Origin of the sequence: Actinotalea alkalitolerans, assembly GCF_023369855.1 — a bacterium.
GTDB lineage: Bacteria > Actinomycetota > Actinomycetes > Actinomycetales > Cellulomonadaceae > Actinotalea.
The window spans coordinates 29459-50793 of record NZ_JAMBPP010000011.1 but is presented as its reverse complement, the minus strand read 5'-3'; the positions used below and the strand labels follow the sequence as shown (position 1 = coordinate 50793).

The 21335-nt window shown below is 72.1% G+C and carries 21 protein-coding genes and 1 pseudogene; 8 read left to right on the top strand and 14 right to left on the bottom strand.

The features are described 5' to 3' along the window. Positions 1 to 75: 75 nt before the first annotated feature. Together M1R94_RS14435 and M1R94_RS14430 are read left to right on the top strand one after the other, a co-directional pair. On the top strand, positions 76 to 726 hold the full coding sequence (locus tag M1R94_RS14435; protein WP_249382533.1) for a potassium channel family protein: 651 nt from the start codon (positions 76 to 78) through the stop codon (positions 724 to 726). Continuing rightward, the gene (locus M1R94_RS14430; protein ID WP_249382414.1) at positions 726 to 1397 is read left to right on the top strand and encodes a potassium channel family protein; all 672 of its coding nucleotides are present in this window, start codon (positions 726 to 728) and stop codon (positions 1395 to 1397) included. Before M1R94_RS14435 ends, M1R94_RS14430 begins: the two co-directional genes overlap by 1 nt. Here M1R94_RS14430 and M1R94_RS14425 read toward each other — a convergent pair. From M1R94_RS14425 to dut, 4 genes are read right to left on the bottom strand one after another with little or no spacing between them, the layout of a single operon-like run. Beyond that, entirely contained in the window at positions 1327 to 2022 is a 696-nt protein-coding gene (locus tag M1R94_RS14425; protein WP_249382413.1) for a DUF3159 domain-containing protein, read from the bottom strand. The two genes, M1R94_RS14430 and M1R94_RS14425, sit on opposite strands and share 71 nt — an antisense overlap. A 55-nt stretch (positions 2023 to 2077) precedes the next feature. Continuing rightward, positions 2078 to 2500: an OB-fold nucleic acid binding domain-containing protein gene (locus tag M1R94_RS14420; RefSeq protein ID WP_249382412.1), complete on the bottom strand. Its 423-nt coding sequence runs from the start codon at positions 2498 to 2500 to the stop codon at positions 2078 to 2080. Further along, entirely contained in the window at positions 2500 to 3222 is a 723-nt protein-coding gene (locus M1R94_RS14415; RefSeq protein ID WP_249382411.1) for a DUF3710 domain-containing protein, read from the bottom strand. Before M1R94_RS14415 ends, M1R94_RS14420 begins: the two co-directional genes overlap by 1 nt. Positions 3223 to 3270: 48 nt before the next feature. Continuing rightward, positions 3271 to 3852 (bottom strand): dUTP diphosphatase, encoded by a 582-nt coding sequence (gene dut / locus M1R94_RS14410; protein WP_283253436.1) that lies wholly within the window; start codon positions 3850 to 3852, stop codon positions 3271 to 3273. Here dut and M1R94_RS14405 point away from each other — a divergent pair. Then, positions 3851 to 4363: a DUF3093 domain-containing protein gene (locus M1R94_RS14405; RefSeq protein WP_249382410.1), complete on the top strand. Its 513-nt coding sequence runs from the start codon at positions 3851 to 3853 to the stop codon at positions 4361 to 4363. The two genes, dut and M1R94_RS14405, sit on opposite strands and share 2 nt — an antisense overlap. Here M1R94_RS14405 and M1R94_RS14400 read toward each other — a convergent pair. Next, entirely contained in the window at positions 4333 to 4632 is a 300-nt protein-coding gene (locus M1R94_RS14400; protein WP_199424216.1) for a DUF4193 domain-containing protein, read from the bottom strand. The two genes, M1R94_RS14405 and M1R94_RS14400, sit on opposite strands and share 31 nt — an antisense overlap. Positions 4633 to 4811: 179 nt before the next feature. Then, entirely contained in the window at positions 4812 to 5666 is an 855-nt protein-coding gene (locus M1R94_RS14395) for an inositol monophosphatase family protein (RefSeq protein WP_249382409.1), read from the bottom strand. A gap of 142 nt (positions 5667 to 5808) precedes the next feature. Here M1R94_RS14395 and sepH point away from each other — a divergent pair, with 142 nt between their 5' ends. Further along, entirely contained in the window at positions 5809 to 6957 is a 1149-nt protein-coding gene (gene sepH, locus M1R94_RS14390) for a septation protein SepH (protein WP_249382408.1), read from the top strand. Between the two features lie 78 nt (positions 6958 to 7035). On the opposite strand, the gene M1R94_RS14385 is transcribed toward sepH, so the two are convergent. From M1R94_RS14385 to M1R94_RS14370, 4 genes are all read right to left on the bottom strand, one after another. Then, entirely contained in the window at positions 7036 to 7674 is a 639-nt protein-coding gene (locus M1R94_RS14385; protein ID WP_249382407.1) for a thymidine kinase, read from the bottom strand. Positions 7675 to 7684: 10 nt separating this feature from the next. Continuing rightward, on the bottom strand, positions 7685 to 8848 hold the full coding sequence (locus tag M1R94_RS14380; RefSeq protein ID WP_249382406.1) for an alkaline phosphatase family protein: 1164 nt from the start codon (positions 8846 to 8848) through the stop codon (positions 7685 to 7687). After that, entirely contained in the window at positions 8845 to 9420 is a 576-nt protein-coding gene (locus M1R94_RS14375) for a DUF5998 family protein (protein ID WP_249382405.1), read from the bottom strand. Before M1R94_RS14375 ends, M1R94_RS14380 begins: the two co-directional genes overlap by 4 nt. Before the next feature lie 80 nt (positions 9421 to 9500). Then, on the bottom strand, positions 9501 to 12308 hold the full coding sequence (locus tag M1R94_RS14370) for a GNAT family N-acetyltransferase (protein WP_249382404.1): 2808 nt from the start codon (positions 12306 to 12308) through the stop codon (positions 9501 to 9503). A 106-nt stretch (positions 12309 to 12414) separates the two neighbouring features. Between M1R94_RS14370 and M1R94_RS14365 the strand changes: the two genes are divergently transcribed. Together M1R94_RS14365 and M1R94_RS14360 are read left to right on the top strand one after the other, a co-directional pair. Then, on the top strand, positions 12415 to 14868 hold the full coding sequence (locus M1R94_RS14365) for a DNA gyrase/topoisomerase IV subunit A (RefSeq protein ID WP_249382403.1): 2454 nt from the start codon (positions 12415 to 12417) through the stop codon (positions 14866 to 14868). Between the two features lie 76 nt (positions 14869 to 14944). Further along, positions 14945 to 15091, top strand: a pseudogene (locus M1R94_RS14360) (putative PEP-binding protein); the annotation flags it as partial. An 8-nt stretch (positions 15092 to 15099) separates the two neighbouring features. Here M1R94_RS14360 and M1R94_RS14355 read toward each other — a convergent pair. Then, on the bottom strand, positions 15100 to 16131 hold the full coding sequence (locus tag M1R94_RS14355; protein ID WP_249382402.1) for a GNAT family N-acetyltransferase: 1032 nt from the start codon (positions 16129 to 16131) through the stop codon (positions 15100 to 15102). A 23-nt stretch (positions 16132 to 16154) separates the two neighbouring features. Next, complete coding sequence (locus M1R94_RS14350; RefSeq protein WP_283253434.1) at positions 16155 to 18326, bottom strand: DNA gyrase/topoisomerase IV subunit B; 2172 nt, start codon at positions 18324 to 18326, stop codon at positions 16155 to 16157. A gap of 195 nt (positions 18327 to 18521) precedes the next feature. Between M1R94_RS14350 and M1R94_RS14345 the strand changes: the two genes are divergently transcribed. Beyond that, positions 18522 to 18740, top strand: a complete 219-nt coding sequence (locus tag M1R94_RS14345; RefSeq protein WP_249382400.1) for a DUF7455 domain-containing protein — start codon at positions 18522 to 18524, stop codon at positions 18738 to 18740. A gap of 150 nt (positions 18741 to 18890) precedes the next feature. After that, positions 18891 to 19346, top strand: a complete 456-nt coding sequence (locus tag M1R94_RS14340) for a DUF456 domain-containing protein (RefSeq protein WP_249382399.1) — start codon at positions 18891 to 18893, stop codon at positions 19344 to 19346. A gap of 44 nt (positions 19347 to 19390) precedes the next feature. On the opposite strand, the gene M1R94_RS14335 is transcribed toward M1R94_RS14340, so the two are convergent. Then, positions 19391 to 19663 (bottom strand): hypothetical protein, encoded by a 273-nt coding sequence (locus M1R94_RS14335; RefSeq protein WP_249382398.1) that lies wholly within the window; start codon positions 19661 to 19663, stop codon positions 19391 to 19393. Further along, positions 19647 to 21167 carry an RNA polymerase sigma factor gene (locus M1R94_RS14330; protein WP_249382397.1) on the bottom strand — a complete coding sequence of 507 codons (1521 nt, stop codon included), beginning with the start codon at positions 21165 to 21167 and terminating at the stop codon, positions 19647 to 19649. Before M1R94_RS14330 ends, M1R94_RS14335 begins: the two co-directional genes overlap by 17 nt. Between the last annotated feature and the right edge of the window lie 168 nt (positions 21168 to 21335).

The following is a 21335-nucleotide window of genomic DNA, read 5'->3' as shown; positions in this document are numbered from 1 at the left end:
CGCCAGGCCTGCGACGACGACCCGCGTGAACGGTCCCCGGACGGTATAGCGTGGCCGATCGTGCACTTCATCATCATGGGTTGCGGCCGGGTCGGAGCCACCCTCGCGCAGTCGCTCGAGAGCCGTGGGCACTCGGTCGCGGTCATCGACCAGAACCCCGAGGCCTTCCGGCGGCTCGACGCAGCGTTCGACGGCAAGCGGGTCACCGGTCTCGGTTTCGACCGCGAGACCCTCATCCAGGCCGGCGTCGAGGACGCCTACGCCTTCGCGGCCGTCTCGGACGGGGACAACTCCAACATCCTGGCCGCTCGCGTGGTGCGCGAGACCTACGGCGTGGGCAACGTCGTCGCGAGGATCTACGACCCGCACCGCGCCGAGATCTACCAGCGCCTGGGCATCCCGACCGTCGCCACGGTGCGCTGGACGGCCGACCAGGTGCTGCGGCGCATGCTGCCCATGGGCGCCACCGACGAGTACCGGGACGCCTCGGGCCAGATCCTCATGGCGCAGATGGACACCCATCCCGGGTGGATCGGCCATGCCCTCGTCTCGATCGAGAAGGCGACCGGCGCGAGGGTCGCGTACGTGACCCGCTACGGGGACGGTGTGCTCCCCACGCCCACCACGGTGCTGCAGGAGAACGACGTGCTGCACGTGCTGCTGCAGGCCACGGACATGGCCCGCGTCGAACGGGTGCTGACCCATGTGCCGACAGGGGTGAAGTGATGCGCGTCGTCATCGCCGGTGCCGGCTCGGTCGGCCGGTCGATCGCCCGCGAGCTGCTCCTCAACGACCACGAGGTCACGCTGATCGACAAGCAGCCCTCGGCGATGCGCATCGCCTCGGTCGCCGACGCGGACTGGCTCCTGGGAGACGCCTGCGAGCTCTCGACCCTGACCCAGGCAGCCACCGAGGAGTGCGACGTCGTCGTCGCAGCGACCGGCGACGACAAGGTCAACCTCGTGGTCTCGCTGCTCGCCAAGACCGAGTACGGCGTTCCGCGCACCGTCGCTCGCGTCAACAACCCCAAGAACGAGTGGATGTTCGACGAGGCCTGGGGTGTGGACGTGGCGGTCTCGACGCCCCGGATCATGACGGCGATGGTCGAGGAGGCCGTGGCCGTCGGTGACCTCGTGAAGATCTTCACCTTCCACCAGTCCAAGGCCGACATCCTCGAGCTGACCCTGCCCGAGCACTCGGCGCTGGTCGGGGTCCGTGTCGGTCAGGTCGTGTGGCCGCTGGACACCGTGCTGGCCGCGGTGGTGCGGGGCCGCAAGCCCCTCGCCCCCAGCCCGGACGACACCCTCGAGGCTGGTGACGAGCTGCTCATCGTGGCGGGCTCGGACGCTGATCTGGATGCGCTGCACGACCTCCTGGTGACACCAGCAGCCACGTGATCCACAGGCCCAGAGCGAAGAGCGGGAGGCCCATCACCAGCCGTGCGGTACCGAGCCAGCCGACGGCGTCGGTCCCCTCGAGGTAGAGCGGCACCTGCACCACCAGACGCAGCCCGAACACGGCGACCCACAGCCAGGTGGCCCACACGTAGCGCCGGCGCAGCGGTGCCGCGTCGGCCGCGGTTCGCCAGGACATGTCCTGACCACGCAGCAGGCTCACGATCACGCCCACGACCGGCCAGCGCACCAGGACCGAGATCACCGCCCCCGCACCCCAGATGACGTTGACCCACAGTCCCCAGGCGAAGTAGTCCTGCGCTTCGCCGGTCCGCCAGGCCCACAAGACCCCGATCCCCACGCCCAGCACCCCCGAGAAGGCCTGGGTCACGGGGGTCCGCTGCACCAGCCGGACCACCACCGCTACGACCGCGGGCAGCACGGCGGCGATCAGGGCCGTCCTCAGGTCGCGGGTGGCGACGAAGACGGTCACGAAGATCAGTGCGGGCAGGGTGGACTCGACCATGCCTCGGACCCCGCCGACGGCGTCGACGAACGAGAACTGCTCTCCGGCGAGCACCTTCACGCCCTGCGGACGCGCCTCGGGCTCGGGCGCGGCACCGCCCACGGCGCGGTCCTGGGGTCCAGGGCTGTCGGCCCCGGGCGGCGGTCCTGTCACCGGCTCACTCACCGGCCTGGGGGCTGAGCTCGTAGCGCGGGTTGTACATCGTCGGTCGGCCGTCCTGCACGCAGACCAGACCCTCGAGCCTGGCCCTGCGCCCTGGCTCGATGCCGGCGATCTGGCGACGCCCTAGCCACACGACCTGCACGCTGCCGCTGCCGTCGTACAGCTCGGCCTCGAGAGCGGGGACGGTCTGGCGCGGGCGCAGCGTGACGCTGCGCAGCACCCCCGAGACCTCGGCCCGACGGCGGTCCTCGAGCTCCGAGACCGCCGTGCATCCCCGGCGGTGCGTCTCCTTGCGCTCCTCCGTGGCCTCGATCTCGGCCTGCGAGGCCACCAGGCCGTGCAGCGCGCGACGCAGGCGCGACGTCCGGCGGGCACCGCCTGCCGTGCTGCCCGGTGGCATGCTCACGGGGGTGCCCATCAGCGCACCTCGGTGATCTCGGGTCCGCGGGCGAGCAGCGGGTCGACGGCCGACGGCGCGACCACGGCATCGCTGGGCCTCGCACCGGGGACCTGGAGCGGAAGGAGGTCGCGGGGCGCCCGGGGCTCCGAGCCCCGCACGACGACGACGTCAGCGAAGACCGCCTCGAGCTCGGCCGCGGCCGAGGGGTCGACCGCGGCCTTCCCGGTGAGGACCCCCCGAAGGAACCACCGACGCCCGTCGTGGCCGATGAAGCGCGCTGGTCGGTGGCCGGTGCGACCCTCGCTGGTCCGCACCGGCAGGCGCGCCAGCAGCTCACGGCCGAACGGACCCGGCAGGTCGTCGACCGAGCCACCCTGTTTGGTCACCGACTCGGCGATCTCGGCTCGGATGTCGTCCCAGATGCCCTCGGAGCGCGGCGCGGCGAACACCTGGACCTGCAGACCCGACCCGTTGAGGGCGATCGCCGCGGCGGTCACGATCTTCGTGGACTTCTCGATCTCCATCCGGAGCTCCATGCCCTCGCGACCGGGCAGCCAGATCGCGCCCAGGTCGACACGGCGACCCCGGTCGGCGACCTCCTCGACGTCCCACGGGCCTCGCTCCCTGCCCGCGACGACGGACCCGCCCTCGGGCACCGAGGGGCTGCCCTCGTCCGATGGGGTCGGCGCGTCGCCCGCGGGCTCGTCGGCAGACTTCTTGCCACGCCGGAACAGGCTCACGACTTCCTCCTTGATGACGGTGCCAGGCACGGAAGCACCCCTTCGACCCTAGACGCCATCGGACGGCAGGTCATGCCCGGTGTCGGGACCCGCGGCGGGCACGGTCGGGGCCCGCCAGCCACCGCTCGAACCGAAGCCCTCGGTGCCGCGGTGCGAGCCGGGCAGGCGCTCGGCTCGCACGAACCGCGCACGGCTCACCTCCTGGACGACGAGCTGAGCGATCCGGTCGCCTCGTCGCAGGTGCAGGGTCTCGTGGGCATCGGTGTTGAGCAGGGTGACCTTGATCTCGCCGCGATAGCCCGCATCGACCGTCCCCGGGGCGTTGACGATGGTCAGACCGTGACGAGCCGCCAGACCTGAACGGGGGTGGACGAAGGCGGCATAGCCGTCGGGGAGCGCGATGCTGACCCCGGTCGGGACCGTGGCGCGGCCCAGAGGCTCGAGGACGACGTCCGTCCGGGCCACCAGATCGGCACCGGCATCACCGGGATGGGCGTACCGCGGCTCGGGCAGGCCGTCGTCGAGCATGACCAGCAGCACGTCGACGGGCGTGGGTGAGCCGGCGCTGCCGGGACGGGGGTGATCCACGGGCCCAGACTCTAGCCCCCCGACCTGGGATGCTTGACCCATGACCGACTCGTCCGCCGCCCCCACCTCCCCCGGGTCCACCGTCCGTGCGTACCGGGAGCGCCTCTGGCCCGGACCGCTCGGCTGGTCGTTCGTGGTGGGCTTCGCGCTCCTGGTGCTGATCGCCCTGCTGCCGGTCGACCGGCTCGTCGCTCTCGTGGTCTCCGCGGCAGCCTTCGCCGGTGCCGTCGTCGTGGCGGTCGTCTGGAGCCCGGTGGTCGCCGTGGAGGCCGGCGAGCTGCGGGCCGGTGCCGCGCACATCCCGGTCAGGGTGCTGGGTGCAGCGGACGTGCTCGACAAGGACGGCCTGCGCGCAGCACTGGGACCCGGGTCGGACGCCCGCGCGTACGTCTGCCTGCGGGCGTGGATCCCGGGCGCCGTGGAGGTCCGGGTGGACGACCCGCTGGACCCCACCCCCAGCTGGATCGTCTCGACCCGACACCCCGAGCGCCTTCTCGCGGCGATCGGGGTCCCTTCCTCAGGTCAGGCAGCGCACTCCGAGCAGATCGGCTGACCGTTCTTCTCCGAGGCCAGCTGGCTGCGGTGATGCACCAGGAAGCAGCTCGAGCAGGTGAACTCGTCGGCCTGGCGCGGCAGCACCCGGACCGAGAGCTCTTCACCGGAGAGGTCGGCGCCGGGCAGCTCGAAGCCCTCGGCGGCTTCGGTCTCGTCCTCGTCGACGACACCCGAGTTCTTGTCAGAGCGCCGCGCCTGGAGCTCCTGCAGGGAGTCCTCGGAGAGGTCCTCCTCGGTCTTGCGCGGGGCGTCGTAGTCCGTTGCCATCAGGCGTTTCACACTCCGTGTCGGGGTAGATATCCGTTGGGTGCACGCGGCTCGCGCGCACCCGGGTACGTAGTCAATGCACGGCGCACGCGTCTTGTTCCCGAGTGGTCGGCGTGGGGATTGTGCCTCATCCGCGGCCCGGAAGCACACCCGGCACGTCCACCGTCCCTCGACGAGCCTCAGAGACGGTCGGTGTCGGCGTCCAGGGCCTCGAGGATCCCCACCAGGGCCCGTGCCGTGGCGGGCGGTCCGGCCACCGCCATCGACTCCCCCGCGGGTGCGCCGCGCAACCCGACCACCGACGCGCCCGCCTCCTGGGCGACCAACGAGGCCGCGGCCAGGTCCCACGGCTGCAGACCCCGCTCGTAGTACGCGTCGAGACCGCCCGTCGCCACCGTGCAGAGGTCCATGGCGGCCGATCCGATCCGGCGGATGTCGCGGACCTGCGGCAGCACCTCGGCCAGGACCCTCGCCTGTGACCGTCGTCGCTCCGACAGGTACCCGAACCCTGTGCCCACCAGCGACTCCGCCAACGGACGTGCCGCGTTCACCGCGACACGCCCCCCGTCCAGGTACGCCCCTCGTCCCAGGCCGGCCGTCCAGGTCCGTCCGTCCGCCACGGCGTGCACGCAGCCCGCCACCACGGTCCACCGTGCGGGGTCGGGCTCACCGACCACGGCAGCGACCGAGACCGCGTAGGCCGGGATCCCGTAGAGGTAGTTGACGGTGCCGTCGATCGGGTCCAGCACCCACGTCACGCCGCTGGTCCCGACGAGCAGACCCTCCTCCTCGCCCAGGATCGCGTCCTGGGGACGCTCCTGGGCCAGGAGCCGTCGTAGCAGCGCCTCCGAGGCCAGGTCCATCTGGGTCACCACGTCGACCGGGCTCGACTTGGTCGACGCCACGTCCGGGCGGTGCGGGCGGCCCTCGAGCACGAGCCTGCCGGCCTCGCGAGCCAGGTGCTCGGCGAGATCCACGAGGAGGTCGACGTCGGCGGGGTCGGCGGGAAGGGGACCGGGTGCTGGGCTCGTCACCCGGTCATCCTGCCCGACGTCGTGCCGGACACGCCCGGACCGCCACCCCCTCGCGAGCGATCGGCACGTGCGGCACACCGAGCCACCTCCCCACGCACGGGCAGGACAGGTGGCACCCTCGGGGGGAGGTCAGGGAGGTCGGATGAGCGAGCTGAAGCTGGTAGGGCTGCACGAGGACGGTGAGCACGTCGTCCTCGAAGGACCGGACGGGCAGAGATTCCACCTGCCCATCGACGAGGCGCTGCGCGCTGCGGTGCGGCGTGACCGCCCCCAGCTCGAGCAGGTGCGCGTCGAGCAGTCCGGGACGTTGCCCCCTCGGGAGATCCAGGCCCGCATCCGCAGCGGCCTGACCGCGGCGGAGGTCGCCGAGTCCGTCGGGATGGCCGTCGAGCAGGTGCGGCGCTACGAGGGCCCGGTGCTGGCCGAGCGCGAGTTCATCGCCGCGCAGGCGCGTGCGACGCGTATCGGCCGTGAGGCGAGCGCCCCCGTGCTCGGAGATCTCGTGACCGATCGTCTGGCGACCCGTGGTGTCGACCTGTCGACCCTGGCCTGGGACGCCTTCCGACCCCCGTCCGCGCCGTGGACCGTCCAGGTCTCGTTCACGGTGAGCGGGCCGACGGCAGCAGAGCGGAGCGCTCGCTGGGTCTACGACGCCGGGACCCGGTCGGTCCGAGCGGTCGACGACGAGGCCCGCTGGCTCTCCGAGACCGAGCTCGCCGACGAACCGATCCCCCGCCGCCACCTCGCAGCCGTGCGCAGCTCGGTCTTCGACGTCGAGGTGGACGACGCCCTGCGTCCGCTGCTCACCGCGGTGGACCTGCCCTCGTCGCCCGAGCCCGAGCCCGACGACTCCACCCACGCCCTGCTCGACGACCTGAGCGACCGCCGCGGGTTCCGCCAGGCCCTCGACGAGCACGACGACGACCACGAGGAGTTCGAGGGGTTCGGCCCGCAGCACGCCTTCGACTTCGACAACCCCGAGCTGGCTGTCGGCCCGGTGCCGGCGGCCCACCCGCCGCACTCCCGGCCCCAGGACGCGGTCGACGCGACGGTCCTGCCCATGCCCCCCTCGGGGCAGCGTGCGGCTGTCGAGGCCACGACCGCCGCCGCCCAGGACGCTGGCACGCCTGACGCTGACACCGGCGCCCGGGCCTCGACGGGCACCGAGGACAGCGGCGAGACCGCCGATCCCCCGGCCCCTTCACCCCCTGCCCGCTCCCGCGGGTCCCGCAAGGGACGAGCGAGCGTCCCGAGCTGGGACGAGATCGTGTTCGGCGCCAAACCGGAGTGATGCCCACGCCGCGGTGACGCCCGCACGCCGGGCACCGCGGCACCCGGTCGCTCAGGACGCCCGTCGTCAGACCCTCGCCTAGAAGGCCAGTGTCTGCGGCGAGGGTGACACCGCCCGCGCGGCAGCAGAGGTCATCCGGCGCATGTGGTGACGTCGGCACAGCACCTCGTAGCCGACGTCCTGGTGGGCGTCGGTGTCGCCCACGACGACCTGCTCCCCCTCGACGACCATCACCCCGCCGACGGTACGAGCGTTGTGCGTGGCGCGTGCTCCGCACCAGCACAGCGACTGCACCTGGAGCACCTCGCAACGGTCCGCGAGCTCGGTGAGTCGCTGCGACCCGGGGAAGAGACGGGTGCGGAAGTCCGCGGTGATGCCGAACGCGAAGACGTCCACCCCCATTTCGTCGACCAGCCGGGCGAGCTGCTCGACCTGGTCGGGAGAGTAGAACTGCGCCTCGTCGCACACGAGGTAGTCGACCCGCTCCCCACGGGTCCGACGGACCACGACGTCGTCCCAGAAGTCCATCTCGTCCGTGACCTCGACCGCCGGGTGGCGCAGGCCGAGCCGCGACGACAGCACGTCCACGCCGGCCCGGTCGTTGCGGGTGTACACGACGCCGCCGCGCCCCCGGGCCGAGTGGTTGTGGTCCAGCTGCAGCGCGAGGGTGGACTTGCCGCAGTCCATCGTGCCGCTGAAGAAGACGAGCTCTGCCACGGGGACTCCCTCAGCCGACGACCATCAACGGGACGAGCATCTCGTCCGGGGTGAACGAACCGTGCATCCCCCTCAGCGCGAGGGAGTGCGGCGTCTGGGTGCGCGAGTCGACGATCCCGGACCGGCCCGTCGCGGCGACGACGAGATCGCCGAGCATCGGAGCCACGTGGTCCGCGACAGGGCCGAACCACCCGGCGTCGAGGGCCTCGGCCCTGGTTGCCACGACCGCGGCATCGCCGAGGGTCTCGCGCCATCGCTCGGCCATCCCGTCGAGCCGCCCGGGGTGCGCATGGACGTGCGTGGCCCGCGGTTCGCCGGCGATCAGCTCGACACCGGACCGCAGCGCGCGCGACCCGGCGACGTCGTGCAGCGCGGTGGGGTCGATGTCGACCATGCCGTGGTCCGCGGTGATCAGGATGAGCGTCCCCCGGGGTACCGACCGTGCCAGCCGCGCGAGCTCGGCGTCCAGGACGGTCAGCGCGTCGCCCCACTCACGGGATCGCCAGCCGTGCTGGTGCCCGGTCTTGTCCACGTCGCCCCAGTACAGGTAGACCAGCCCGGGGGCTGAGAGCTCGAAGAGGGTGGCGTCGACACGGTCGGCCAGCGACTCGGCACCGACGTACCGTCCACCGCTCAGGGCCGCCTCGGTCAGTCCCGAGCCGGCGAAGCGGGCCGGCCCGACCGAGCACACCTCGATCCCGGCGGCCACGGCCGAGCAGAAGAGCGAGGGCTCGTGCTGGAGGTCCGCGGGCGCGGGGGCACCCTCCCAGGACACCAGGTTCGCCAGCCGGCCGGTGACCGGGTTGCGCACTGTGTATCCGGCCAGGCCGGTGCGTCCCGCCGGGCGCCCCGTCCCGAACAGTCCCATCGAGGCGGCGGTGGTCGAGGGATAGCCGACGGTGAGCACCTGGGCGGTGGGCAGCTGGGACCGCAGGAAGGGGGCGTGGCCCGATCGCTCGGTGAGCATCCGGTGCCCCAGCCCGTCGACCAGCACCACGCACACCCGGTCCGTGCGCGGAAGCCCGAACCGGCTCCGCGCACCCTCGGCACCTTCGTGCACCTGCGGCGCGCCGAGCGCTGCGACCGCAGCGGGGAGCACGCCGTCGAGGCAGGCACCCCCGTAGTCCGGTGCCAGGAAGCCCGCGGCGACGAAGGCCTCTGCCGGTGCGGTCACCGAACCCCCGGGCTCGCCGCCGACAGGGCACGCGCGAAGGCGACTGCCGCACGCACCGCGTCGGCCCCCTCGGCCTGGGCGGAGACCCGCACGACGATGTCGTCCGGGGAGCTCGTGCCGGTCAGGCCGTGGTCTGCCTCGCACGCGGGATCGGCGCAGGTCGCGGGCTCGAGGTCGATGCGGCGGACCGCGCCCCATCCCAGGGCGAGGGTCAGCTCGGCGGGCACGCTGCCCGGGCGGTGCTTCTCGGGCACCGGTACCACGTGCGTCAGGGCGACGGTGCGCAGCTCCCCGAGCGGCACGGCCTCGGTGGTCGCGGAGGCACTGGCCGAGGGGTGCTCGCTGTCGGCCGGGTGGTCGTCGACGTGAGCCACGACCAGGCGTGTGGCGGTCAGCACCAGCACCGTCACGTGGCGGCGCACCTCGGCGGCGTCGAAGGTCGTCTCGACGTGGACCAGGTGCGCGACGACGTCCTCCCCGGCGAGCGCGACGTCGAGCACGTCACTGACGAGCTCGGGGTAGTAGCCGGCGTGATGCAGACTCCGGCGAAGATCGGTGGTCAGCTTGGGCACGGCCCCATCCTTCCACCCTTCGGTCTGCGGGCGGTCCACCCGGACCCCGCCCACCCGGCCCCGACGGCTGCGCCACCGCCTCACTGCGGCAGCGACCGTCGTCCGCCGTCGGCACGTCCGGCCTCGGCGAGCTCGACCCGCACGGTGAGCACAGCAGCACCGGTCTCGGCGACCACCACCGGGTGCAGCTCGAGGCTACGGACCTCGGGCAGGTCGTCGGCCAGCACGCTGACCCGGGCCAGGACCTCCTCGAGCGCCTCGACGTCCAGGGCCGGAAGCCCGCGGTACCCGAAGAGCCGGGGTGCCGCCCGGATCGAACGGACCATCGCCGAGACGTCGACGTCGGTCAGGGGCGCCACCCCGTAGCTGACGTCGCCCAGCAGGTCGACCGCATCGCCCGCGAGCCCGAAGGAGACCAGGGCGCCGTAGAGAGGGTCCTCGCTGGTGCGGATCACGCAGGCGGCACCGGCAGGGGCCATCCGCTGCACCTCGAAGGAGGAGGCGTCGACCCCCAGGTCGGACAGGTGGGCCTGCATCTGTGCGAGGTGGTCCACCAGCGCCGCGGGACCGCCGATGTCCAGCCGGACGCCCCCCAGGTCGATCCGGTGCCGCAGGTGTGCGGCGGTGCTCTTGAGGGCGACCGGCCAGCCGAGCTCCTCGGCCGCCCCGACAGCCTCGGCGGGGGTGCGCACCACGCGGGTCGGCCACACCCCGAGCCCGTAGCACGCCAGCAGCTCCGCGGCGGCCTCAGGTGCCAGTGACACCCCGTCACCGCCGGAGGACTCGAGGTGGCTCTCGACGAGCCGCCGTGCACGGGGCCGGTCGACCCCCTCGGGATGGAGCGGTTGACCGTGGCCGGCCGCGCGCCATGCGCTGTACCGGGCCGCAGCGGCCAGGGCGAGCACACCGTCCTCGGCTGCCGCGTAGGCCGGCACGGTCCACACGGCCCCCGAGGCGTCCGGGGCCGAGAGATCGGCGCCCACACCTGTCAGCCCGAGGATGCAGGCGACGGTGGTCCGGCCCGACCCTGCTGCCGCGTGGGCGACCGCGCGTGCGATCCGCGGGTCGGGTGCACCCACCGTCGGGACGTGGACCACGACGACGACGTCGCAGGCCGGGTCTGCGTAGACCTGGGCCAGCTCGGCGTCCAGCGCGGCGAGATCGGCGTCGTCGTCGCCCAGGCCGGCCAGGATCCCGCGGCGGTCGGACACGATCAGGCCAGCCGAGGCCGCCGCCTCGGCGACCAGCGCCGCGAGCGGCTCGGACGAGGCCAGGACGCTCACCCTGCGACCCGCGGGCAAGGGCTGGTGGGCGAGCAGCTGTGTGACGTCGAGCAGCTGGTGGGTGTTGTCCACCCGGATCACGCCGGCCTGCCGGAGCATCTCCTCCAGGGTGCGGCGGGGCGCCTTGGTGACCCTCACGGCATGGCCGGCCGGGACGACGTGCCCGGTGCGTCCTGCGGTGAGGACGACCACCGGCTTGGTCGAGGCCAGTCGCCGGGCGACCCTGGCGAACTTGCGCGGGTTGCCGATCGACTCGAGGTACAGGCCCACCACCGTGGTCTGGTCGTCCTCGGTCCAGAACTGCATGAGGTCGTTGCCCGAGACGTCGGCGCGGTTGCCCGCCGAGAGGAAGGTCGACAGGCCCAGCCCACGACGACGCGCCGAACCGAGCATGCCCACGGCGAGGGGGGCCGACTGGCAGAAGAGCCCGACCGTGCCGGCCGACGGCATCCGTGGGTGCAGCGAGAGGTTGAGCGCGGACCCGGCGCCCTGCGACCGGCGGAGGAACCCGTACGAGGACGGACCGACCACGCGCATCCCGGCGGCGTGGGCTGCCCTGACCAGGTCACGCTGGTGTGCCAGGCCGTCGGGCCCGGTCTCGGCGAAGCCGCTGCTCAGCACCACCACGGCGCGCGGGGTGAGCCGCGCGCACTGGCGGACGGTCGCTGCCGCCGAGGCGGCTGGCACCTCGAGGACCAGCAGGTCGACCGGGCCGGGCACCTGTGCGATCTCGTCCCACTGCTCGGCGGGGGCGGGTGCTCGGAGCGGCCCGACCACGTGGACGGCAGGCCCACCGTCCACGTGCGGCGCGTCGGCACCGGCCAGCAGGTGGTCGAGCACCGCCTGCGCGAGGCCTGTCCGAGCACCCCCTGGACCTGTCGAGCGGGCGGAGTCGGCACGGGCCACGACGAGCACCGACCTCGGGTCCAGGATCCCCTGCACGCTGCGCGCCTCGGCGCGGTGCTCGCGGTCCGCCATCACCGCGAGCGACCGCTCGGTCGGGTCGATGTCGAAGGACACCGACACGATGCCGTCGTCGAGGTGCTGGGCGACGACGTACCCCGCCTCGCGGAACACCCCGATCATCTGGCCGTTCTGGGGCAGGACCTCCGCGGTGAAGCGGCTGATGCCCCGCTCTCGGGCCGCGGCGGCGAGGTGCTCGAGCAGCACCGAGCCCAGCCCTCGACCGTGGTGGTCGTCCGCCACGTTGAAGGCGACCTCGGCGGTCTCGGCGTCGGTCCGGTCGTACCGGCCCACCGCGATGATGCGCTCGTCCTGGTCGACGTCGCGTCCGGGCTCGATCTCCTCGGCGCCGTCGGGCATCTGGCTCGAGACCGCCACCAGCGCCACCCGGTCGTGGTGGTCGACCTGGGTGAACCGGTCGAGGTCGCTCTGCGGGAGCCTGGACAGCGGCGCGAAGAAGCGGAAGTACGTCGAGCGCTCGGACTGCCCCACGTGGAAGGCCTGCAGCGCGGCTGCGTCGCCCCGCCGGATGGGTCGGACGTGCGCCGTCCCTCCGTCGCGCAGCACGACGTCGGCCTCCCAGTGGGTCGGGTACCCCGGGGTGACGGCGGGCTCGCGCGCGTCGTCGGTGCTGGCTGGCATCCCGCCAGGCTAGTTGGTCGTCCGCGCGTCGGTGCGGAGCGCACCCGGCGAGCGGGGACAATGGATGCGCTGTCCCACCCCCGACCCCGAGGGAGCACCCCCGACGATGGCACGACGACCTGCCGGCCCTCCCGACCCGTCCCTGGACGCTGTCGAGGAGAAGATCGTCGACATCGACGTCGCGGCGGAGATGGAGGGCTCGTTCCTCGAGTACGCCTACTCGGTCATCTACGCACGTGCGCTGCCCGACGCGCGCGACGGGCTCAAGCCGGTCCAGCGGCGGATCCTCTACCAGATGTCCGACATGGGCCTGCGTCCCGATCGCAGCCACGTGAAGTCGGCGCGCGTCGTGGGTGAGGTGATGGGCAAGCTCCACCCGCACGGTGACACCGCGATCTACGACGCGCTGGTGCGCATGGCCCAGCCGTTCTCGTTGCGCCTGCCCCTGGTGGACGGCCACGGCAACTTCGGCTCGCTCGACGACGGCCCGGCCGCCCCCCGGTACACCGAGGCACGGCTGGCACCCCCCGCCATGGCGATGGTCACCGGTCTGGACGAGGACGAGGTCGACTTCGTCCCGAACTACGACAACAAGCTGACCCAGCCCGAGGTGCTGCCCGCGGCGCTGCCCAACCTCCTGGTCAACGGAGGCTCGGGCATCGCGGTGGGCATGGCCACCAACATGGCCCCGCACAACCTGGTCGAGGTCATCACGGCTGCCCGGCACCTCGTGGCTCACCCGCACGCCTCCCTCGAGGACCTGATGCGCTTCGTCCCCGGGCCGGACCTGCCCACCGGCGGCAAGATCGTCGGGCTCGAGGGGATCCGCGACGCCTACCGGACCGGACGCGGCAGCTTCCGCACCCGTGCCACGGTCAAGGTCGAGAACGTCACCCCCAAGCGCAAGGGGCTGGTCGTCACCGAGCTGCCCTATCTCGTGGGCCCCGAGAAGGTGATCGAGAAGATCAAGGAGGGCGTGCAGGCGAAGAAGCTCTCCGGGATCACCTCGGTGGTCGACCTGACCGACCGCCAGCACGGGCTGCGGCTGGTGATCGAGGTCAAGACCGGCTTCAACCCCGAGGCAGTCCTCGAGCAGCTGTACCGCTACACGCCGATGGAGGACTCCTTCGGCATCAACAACGTCGCCCTCGTCGACGGCCAGCCCCGCACCCTGGGGCTGCGCGAGATGCTCGAGGTGTGGGTCGACCACCGGCTCGACGTGGTGCGACGACGCTCGAGCCACCGGCTGGCCCGGCGGCGCGAGCGGCTGCACCTCGTCGAGGGGCTCCTGGTGGCGATCCTCGACATCGACGAGGTCATCCAGGTCATCCGCACCTCGGACACCGCCGACGTCGCCCGCGAACGGCTGCGGGGGGTCTTCGACCTGTCCGAGCCCCAGGCGGAGTACATCCTGGAGCTGCGGCTGCGCCGGCTGACCAAGTTCTCCCGGATCGAGCTCGAGAAGGAGGCCACCCAGCTGCGGGCTGAGATCGCCGAGCTCGAGGCGGTGCTCGCCGACGAGGCGATGCTGCGCGAGGTGGTGAGCTCGGAGATGGCCGCTGCTGCCACGACCTTCGGCACGCCGCGCAGGACCATCCTCCTGGAGTCCGCAGGCTCCTCGGTCACCACCGCGGCGGCTCCGCTCGAGGTCGCCGACGCGCCGTGCTGGGCACTGCTCTCGGGCACCGGGCTGCTGGCCCGCACGGCCGACGGCAGCCCGCCCGTGCGTGACGGGCGGCGCTCCTCGCACGACGTCCTGGTCTCCCACGTCGCTGCGACGACCCGCGGGGACGTGGGGGCCGTGACCTCGAGGGGACGGGTCCTCCGGCTGCCCGTGCTCGACCTGCCCGGGCTGCCGCCGACCGACGGCCCTCCGTCGTTGTCCGGAGGTGTGCCGGTCTCGGAGGTGCTCGACCTCGCGCCAGGAGAGAGGGCGCTCACCCTGGTCGCCCTCGCCCCTGACGCACCGACCCTGGCGCTGGGCACCGCCCAGGGTGTGGTCAAGCGGGTCGCCGCAGAGCCTGCGCCGAGCCGTGCCGCGTGGGAGGTGATCGGACTGCGCGAGGGCGACGAGGTCGTCGGCGCGGCAGCGGTGAGCGACGAGGACGAGCTCGTGCTGGTCAGCTCCGACGCCCAGCTGCTGCACTTCCCCGCCTCGGCGGTCCGACCCCAGGGCCGCGCCGCCGGCGGGATGGCCGGCATCAAGCTGACCGCCGGTCAGCAGGTCGTCTTCTTCGGAGCGGTGGCGCCGACCGAGGTCGGTACGGACGGGGCCGTGGTCGTCACGATCGCCGGCGCCTCAGCCACCCTGCCCGGCATGCAGGCGGGGTCGGCCAAGGTCACCCCGCTCGAGGTCTACCCGGCCAAGGGGCGGGCCACCGGCGGGGTCCGCGCACAGCGCTTCCTGCGTGGCGAGGACGCCGTCGTGCTGGCGTGGGTCGGCCCCTCGCCCGCGCGGGCGAGCGGGTCCGCCGGTCAGGCCGTCGACCTTCCAGCCGTCGATCCGCGGCGCGACGGCTCGGGGGTCGCCCTCTCGGCACCGGTGCACACCGTCGGCTGACCTGGGATCAGTCGGACGGGGCGGCGTCGACGGGGCCACGTGCCTGAGGGCATGATCGCGTTCGTCCGGACGCTGCTTGGCTGCCGGCTTCGACGAGCGTCACCCGGCGGTGACGTTCATGCTCAGCGCCGCCATCACCTCCTGCAAGGCTCGCGGGAAGCACGTCCGCATCTGCGGTCAGGGCCCCAGCGCTCACCCCGACCTCGCCGAGTGGCTGCTCGAGCCGACGCGCTAGATCTCGACGCTGTAGAGGACCTCGCCGTGGGTGGCCTCGTAGCCGAGCCGGGCGTACAGGTCGTGGGCCCCGGACGGGTTGGCCGTGTCCACGCTCAGGCTCGCGTACTGCATGCCGTCGGCCCGGTAGGCGAGCATCGCGCTGGCCAGCAGCGCGATGGCCAGTCCTTGGGACCGCCACGCCTCCCGTACGCCGAGCAGCTCGGTGTAGCCGTAGGAGTAGCCACGCGTGGCCCACGTCTGCTCGTAGCGACCGGAGAGCAGGTAGGCGGCGACCTCCTCGGTCCCGCTCCGCTCGTCCACGACCACGAAGCTCCAGTCGGGGGCGAAGTGCCCACCGTGCGCCTTCCAGGTCTCCCGTGTCTGCGGCTCGGACCCCCAGTGGTCGGCGAACGTCTCGTTGTGCGCGAGTCGGACCCGCTCGTCCAGGCTCGGGCACCAGGGGACGATCCGCAGCCCCTCGGGGACAGACGGCGGGGTGACCGGGGCTCGCAGGTCCCGTCGCATGTCGCGGTACCAGCGCACAGGGCTGAACCCCGCCGCGGCGTAGAGCCTGCGCTGGTCCCTGGCGGCCTCGTCCACGTACACGGCGAGCCGGGCCGGCAGGTCCTTGCCCGACGCGGCGAGCATCTGCCGGCCGCGTCCTTCCATCCAGGACAGCACTGCCCGACCGATGCCCCGCCCACGCCACTGCGGGTGCACGGCCCCGGTCAGGAACGCTCGCAGCGTCCTCTCGTCACCAGGCCGGACCTCGACGACCGCGAAAGCCCGCAGGGCACCGCCGTCGTCGAAGCCACCGAGGCTGTCCCGGGACAGGTCCTTCCACTCACCCCGCAGGAGCTGCTCGACCTCACCGGGCGAGGTCCGGCGGTGGGAACGGTCGACGGTCTCGACCGCTTGGACCAGCGTCGCCAACGCCGGGGCGTCGTGGATGCTCAGTGGTCGCCAGGTCAGCTCGAGGTGAACCGGTGGCAGATCCAGGACCGCGGGTGGGTTGGCGCGGACGGCGATCGGCTCTGACGTGCTCACAGCACCAACCTAGGCGATCCGGGTCATGCGTCGATGCGCGCACGGTCGAGCTGTGCGGCTCCCGCCACGATGAACTCCCGACGCGGCGCCACCTCGGATCCCATGAGCAGCTCGAAGACGTTCTCCGCGGCCGCGGCGTGCTGGGCGGTGACCCGCCGGAGCGTGCGGTGGCGCGGGTCCATCGTCGTCTCGGCGAGCTGGTCGGCATCCATCTCCCCGAGACCCTTGTAGCGCTGGATGTCCTCCTTGTACCGCTTGCCGGAACGCTGCAGCTTCTTGAGGGTCGAGGCGAGCTCGGCCTCGGAGTAGGTGTAGACGTACTCGTTCTTGCGCGAGCCCGCGCCGATCACCTCGACGCGGTGCAGGGGCGGCACCGCCGCGTAGACCCGTCCTTCGTCGACCAGGGGTCGCATGTAGCGGAAGAACAGCGTGAGGAGCAGCGTGCGGATGTGGGCGCCGTCGACGTCCGCGTCGGTCATCAGGACGATCTTCCCGTAGCGGGCGGCCTCGAGATCGAAGCTGCGGCCCGACCCCGCACCGATCACCTGGATGATGGCAGCGCACTCGGCGTTCTTGAGCATGTCCGAGATCGAGGCCTTCTGGACGTTGAGGATCTTGCCGCGGATGGGCAGCAGGGCCTGGAAGTCCGAGCTGCGGGCCAGCTTGGCCGTCCCCAGGGCCGAGTCCCCCTCGACGATGAACAGCTCGCTGCGCCCGACGTCGTCGCTGCGGCAGTCCGCGAGCTTCGAGGGCAGCGCCGAGGTCTCGAGGGCGTTCTTGCGCCGCGAGATCTCCTTCTGCTTGCGCGCCGAGAGCCGGGCGCGCATCTCCGCGACGATCTTGTCCAGCACCAGGGAGGTCTGGGTCTTGTGGTCACGCTTGGGTGAGGACAGGAGGGCGTTGAGCTCGGACTCGACGACCTTCGCCACGATGCCGCGCACCGGGCCGGTCCCCAGGACCTCCTTGGTCTGCCCCTCGAACTGGGGCTCGGCGAACCGGACCGTCAGGACCGCCGTCAGGCCCGCCAGGACGTCGTCCTTCTCGATCCGCTCGCCGTTGTCCTTCGTCGAGACCTTGAGCCGACGCGCATTGGTCTCGACGGCCTTGCGCATGGTCTTGAGCATGGCCTGCTCGAAGCCCTGCAGGTGGGTCCCCCCCTTGGGGGTCGAGATGATGTTGACGAAGGTGCGCACCTCGGTGTCATAGCCGTTGCCCCATCGCAGCGCGAGATCGACCTCGCACTCACGGGTCACCTCCTGAGAGGTGAGGTGGCCCCGGTCGTCGAGCACCGGCACGGTCTCCGTGAACGACCCGGAGCCGGTCAGGTGCCAGGTCTCGGTGAGCGGGACGTCCGGCGCGAGGAAGTCGACGAAGTCGACCGTCCCGCCGTGATGCACGAAGACCTCCTCGTGCGGGCCGTCGGCACCCGGGGTCCCTGGCAGCCCACGTTCGTCGCGCACCGAGACCGTCAGGCCGGGCACCAGGAAGGTCGTCTGGCGTGCGCGGGAGATCAGCTCGTCGTAGGAGAAGACGGCAGACCGGGGGAAGACCTGGCGGTCTGCCCAGTAGCGCACCCGGGTCCCGGTCCTGGCACGTGCCACCTTGCCCACCACGGCCAGCTCGGAGCCGTCGATGAAAGGGGTGAAGGGCGCGTCGGGCCCGCGTCGGACGCTGTCGTCGAACTGGCCGGGCTCACCCCGGTGGAAGGTCATGCGGTGGGTCCGGCCACCACGGTCCACCTCGACGTCGAGACGTGAGGAGAGTGCGTTGACCACGCTCGCGCCCACTCCGTGCAGACCGCCCGAGGCCGCGTAGGAGCCACCGCCGAACTTCCCGCCCGCGTGCAGCTTGGTGAAGACGACCTCGACACCGGTCAGTCCCGTCTTGCGCTCGACGTCCACCGGGATGCCCCGCCCGTTGTCGCCGACCTCGACGGACTCGTCGGCGTGGAGCACGATCTCGATCCGGTCGCAGTGCCCGCCGAGGGCCTCGTCGACCGAGTTGTCGATGATCTCCCACAGGCAGTGCATGAGCCCGCGCGAGTCGGTGGTCCCGATGTACATGCCCGGTCGCTTGCGGACCGCCTCGAGGCCCTCCAGGACGGAGAGGTGCCGGGCGGTGTAGGAGGACTCGGGGAGCGTGCTGGTCACGGTGGTCGAGCCTAGACGGTCCCGACGGTGCGGTCCGGGTGCCATGCCGCACACCGTCGACCGGCTCCGGCAGACGAGCGCGGACCACTGCCCAGGCGTTGCGCGCCCTGGCGTGACGGCGGCGGATCCGTCCTGCGGTGTCGGGCTCGGCCGGCGGGGCTGGGCCGAACGGGCTACGCGGTGAGCGAACCTGGCACCGCCAAGAAGGCCGAAGGTCCCCCGGGGTGGTTCTATGGGGGGGTGACAACGACGACGACCTCCCCGCTCACCGCAGCTGACCGCTGCGACCGCTGCGGCGCCCAGGCCTACGTCCGCGTGGTTCTGGCCAACGGCGAGCTGCTGTTCTGCGCCCATCACGCCCGCGCCCACGCGCCGGCCTTCACAGACGTGGCAACCCTCGTCCAGGACGAGACCGACCGCCTTCTCGAGGAGCACGGGGCCGGCGCCAACGCGCGCTGACCGGGCTCGAGCACGATCAGATGACCAAGGGCCCGACCGCGAACCGCGGCGCGGGCCCTTCGTCATGCCGCGGCTTCCCGCACGTCCCGCGGCTCCCTCGCGTGGAAGGCTGAGTCGATCGACGTCCTGACGGTGGTGTGCGGGCTCGCGATGCTCGTGGGTCTGGTCGGCATCATCGTGCCGATCCTGCCCGGATCGATGCTCATCGCGGTCTCGACGGTGGTCTGGGCGATCGGTACCGGCTCGGGCATCGGCTGGGCCGTCCTGGTCGTGATGCTCGCCCTGCTGGCGGTGGGCGTCGCCGCGACCTATGTCATCACCGGCAAGCAGGTCTCGGCGGTCGGTGTCCCGAACCGCTCGCTCATCCTGTCGGGCCTGGCCGGGATCGTCGGCTTCTTCGTCATCCCGGTGCTCGGGCTGTTCCTGTTCTTCGCCGCGACCCTCTACCTGACCGAGCACCTCCGGCTCAAGGACGCCCGGGCCGCACGGCGCACAGCGGGGGTCGCCCTGCGCGCGACGGCCCTCGGGCTCCTCGTCGAGCTGACTCTCGCCCTGACCGCCACCGGGATCTGGCTCGTCGTGGTGCTCACCGGCGTGGCGAGCTAGCCCGAGGCGATCCCTCACCGGCGCACCGGCATGTACGTGAGCCGTCAGCGCTGGTCGCGAGGCTCCTGGGCCCTGAGGGCCGCCACGCGACGCGCGTACCTCGCGTCGAGGACGACGAAGGTGATCCCGACGCCGACACCCACGCCCCCGACGAGAGCGAGCCATGGGTCGACCACGCCCTCGCTCCAGCCGAGGAGACCGATGGCCAGCGCCGCGAGCACCGCCAGGCAGAGCAGCAGCAGACCGCTGCTCTGCCGGGTCAGACGCAGCCTGCGCCCGGTCGACCGACGCATCCCCGCCTCAGTCGAGGTAGTCACGCAGGACCTGGGATCGGCTCGGGTGCCGGAGCTTGGACATCGTCTTGGACTCGATCTGGCGGATCCGCTCACGGGTGACCCCGTAGACCTTGCCGATCTCGTCGAGCGTCTTGGGCTGACCGTCGGTCAGACCGAACCGCATCGAGACGACCCCTGCCTCACGCTCGGAGAGTGTGTCGAGGACCTGGTGGAGCTGCTCCTGCAGGAGGGTGAAGCTCACCGCGTCGGCGGGCACCACGGCCTCGGAGTCCTCGATCAGGTCGCCGAACTCGGAGTCCCCGTCCTCACCCAGCGGGGTGTGGAGCGAGATGGGCTCGCGTCCGTACTTCTGGACCTCGACCACCTTCTCCGGGGTCATGTCGAGCTCCTTGGCGAGCTCCTCCGGTGTCGGCTCGCGGCCCAGGTCCTGCAGCATCTGCCGCTGGACACGGGCGAGCTTGTTGATGACCTCGACCATGTGGACCGGGATGCGGATGGTGCGCGCCTGATCCGCCATCGCACGCGTGATCGCCTGACGGATCCACCAGGTGGCGTACGTCGAGAACTTGTAGCCCTTGGTGTAGTCGAACTTCTCCACGGCACGGATGAGCCCGAGGTTGCCCTCCTGGATCAGGTCCAGGAAGAGCATCCCGCGACCGGTGTACCGCTTGGCGAGGGACACCACGAGCCGCAGGTTGGCCTCGAGCAGGTGGTTCTTGGCGCGTCGCCCGTCTCCGGCGATCCACTCGAGCTCACGGCGCATCTTCGGCTCGAGCTTGCCGGGTGCAGCGAGCTTCTCGTCGGCGAAGAGACCCGCCTCGATCCGCTTGGCGAGGTCGACCTCCTGCTCGGCGTTGAGCAGCGCGACCTTCCCGATCTGCTTGAGGTAGTCCTTGACCGGGTCGGCCGTCGCACCTGCCGTGACGACCTGCTGCGCAGGTGCGTCGTCGTCGTCGGCGTCGGAGTAGGTGAACCCCGCGTCCTCGGTCTCCTCGGGCTTCGCGCCGGCAGCGACGGCGGCGATGACGTCGCCGGTGGTCACGTCGACCTCGACCGCGAGGTCCTCCTCGACGGGCTCGGTGTCCCGTGACCCGGCCTCGGCGTCCGCCTTGGCCTGCGCGGCCCGCGCCTCCTTGGCCGTCGGCTTCTTGACAGCGCCGGCGGCAGGGGCTGCAGCACGGCGGCGCTTGGGGGCCGCAGGGGCCTCCTCGAGGCCCTCGGCGGCGGCCGGTGCAGCGACCTTGGCCTTCGCGGTCCGGGGGGCAGGGGCCTTGGCGGTGGCGGTGGCCGACCGGGGTGCGGTGGCGGCAGCGACGGTCGAGCGGACGGTCGTCTGCACCACGGTGATGCCGGCCTCGTCGAGGCCGCGCAGCACGGCCTTGAGCCGTGGGGTGGCGACGTCGGCGACCTCGCAGGCGTGGCGCAGCGAGTCCCCGTCGACGGATCCGTGGGTGCTCCCGCGGCGGATCAGCTCCTGCAGGGCAGGGTGCTCGAACTCACGGGGAAGCGCAGTGCGTGGGGGCATGGATGACACAGAGAACCTTTCGGCAGCGCCAGGCTCGGAAGAGTGTTCGGGAGTAGACGGACATTGTAACGTCCGGGGCCCGCCAAAGGTTGCCCGATTCGCTGGTCCGGCACTCCTCGCGCGCCGGGCCCGGGCATCTCCTCACGCACCCCGCACCGGCGACCGCCC

Excerpts from the sequence above, each read along its gene's own strand:
- M1R94_RS14420 (WP_249382412.1), bottom strand. The coding sequence starts at position 2,500 with ATGGGCACCCCCGTGAGCATGCCACCGGGCAGCACGGCAGGCGGTGCC.
- M1R94_RS14370 (WP_249382404.1), bottom strand. The coding sequence starts at position 12,308 with ATGCCAGCCAGCACCGACGACGCGCGCGAGCCCGCCGTCACCCCGGGG.
- M1R94_RS14330 (WP_249382397.1), bottom strand. The coding sequence starts at position 21,167 with ATGCCCCCACGCACTGCGCTTCCCCGTGAGTTCGAGCACCCTGCCCTG.
- sepH (WP_249382408.1), top strand. The coding sequence starts at position 5,809 with ATGAGCGAGCTGAAGCTGGTAGGGCTGCACGAGGACGGTGAGCACGTC.
- M1R94_RS14350 (WP_283253434.1), bottom strand. The coding sequence starts at position 18,326 with ATGGCACCCGGACCGCACCGTCGGGACCGTCTAGGCTCGACCACCGTG.
- M1R94_RS14365 (WP_249382403.1), top strand. The coding sequence starts at position 12,415 with ATGGCACGACGACCTGCCGGCCCTCCCGACCCGTCCCTGGACGCTGTC.
- M1R94_RS14340 (WP_249382399.1), top strand. The coding sequence starts at position 18,891 with ATGCTCGTGGGTCTGGTCGGCATCATCGTGCCGATCCTGCCCGGATCG.
- M1R94_RS14405 (WP_249382410.1), top strand. The coding sequence starts at position 3,851 with ATGACCGACTCGTCCGCCGCCCCCACCTCCCCCGGGTCCACCGTCCGT.
- M1R94_RS14435 (WP_249382533.1), top strand. The coding sequence starts at position 76 with ATGGGTTGCGGCCGGGTCGGAGCCACCCTCGCGCAGTCGCTCGAGAGC.
- M1R94_RS14400 (WP_199424216.1), bottom strand. The coding sequence starts at position 4,632 with ATGGCAACGGACTACGACGCCCCGCGCAAGACCGAGGAGGACCTCTCC.
- M1R94_RS14430 (WP_249382414.1), top strand. The coding sequence starts at position 726 with ATGCGCGTCGTCATCGCCGGTGCCGGCTCGGTCGGCCGGTCGATCGCC.
- dut (WP_283253436.1), bottom strand. The coding sequence starts at position 3,852 with ATGGGTCAAGCATCCCAGGTCGGGGGGCTAGAGTCTGGGCCCGTGGAT.